We start from the raw sequence: 913 nt of genomic DNA, 5'->3' as shown, positions 1-913 counted from the left end.
TAAATAAACTGTTTTATGGTATAATGTAATGGGTGAATACTATGCCAGAAAACAGCTCAGCAGACACATCTAACATCTCTTCAAATCCGCTCTTTCAGCAGCTGGTTAAGATCAGCCGGCAGCTGGACGACGCTCTCAAGGACAGCCGGAAAAAAGATGAAATTATCCATTCGCTGACCGAACAGGTTGAAGCAGCCAATACAACGATCGCTTCTCTGACTGAGCAGATCACTCTGATGGCGGCTCAGCGCTATGGAAAGAAATCTGAGAAACGCTCGAGCGGCAAGAAGAAGGATGATGACGACGGTAATGATTCTGACTCCACACCTTCTGCCGGATCTGCGTCTGAATCCGATTCTTCCAAAAAGCCAAATACTCATCGTCCGGTTAAGAAAAAACAGACCAGAAAGCCCAAATCGACGCTGAAAGAAATGATTGAACGCATGGGTATTGATGTGGAAAAGGTTGTAAGAGAACTCGATGAGGACAAAAGGTTCTGCGAATACTGTGGTCATGAGCTCATTCCGTTTGGAGAAAAGCATCTGCGTTACGAGCTTAAGGTTGAACTTCCCAGACTGAGAGTCATTGAGTATGTGGGTGTGACTTACGGCTGCCCTGGCTGTCATGCAAAAGCTGCTGACAGTGACACTCCGCTCAGTGAATGCGGACTGTCTCCCGTTCAGGCCGAGGCTCCAAAGCCGCTTCTGCCCGGAAGCTGGGCTTCCTCCTCATTTCTTGCCATGGCGATCGCCTTCAAGATTCTCTATCAGATTCCCACCAATCTTCTGATTACGATGTTCAGAGAAATGGGAATGTTCAGCGTTTCTTCAGGAACTCTGTGCAGCTGGATCATTTCAGTTTCGCAGGTTTACTTTGCTCCTCTGTTTGACAGACTCAGACAGATTCTGCTTGC

1 protein-coding gene is annotated in these 913 nt (G+C 47.4%); it reads left to right on the top strand.

Going from position 1 to position 913, the window contains the following annotated elements; translation table 11 throughout:
* Nucleotides 1-41: 41 nt before the first annotated feature.
* Nucleotides 42-913 (top strand): IS66 family transposase zinc-finger binding domain-containing protein (locus BO222_RS08000; protein ID WP_143356882.1); only part of this gene is annotated, 872 nt, incomplete at its 3' end.

The sequence above is a fragment of the Ileibacterium valens genome (assembly GCF_001945525.1).
Lineage (GTDB): Bacteria > Bacillota_I > Bacilli_A > Erysipelotrichales > Erysipelotrichaceae > Ileibacterium > Ileibacterium valens.
Note: the sequence above shows the minus strand (reverse complement) of the source record. Positions and strands in the feature narration are given on the sequence as shown.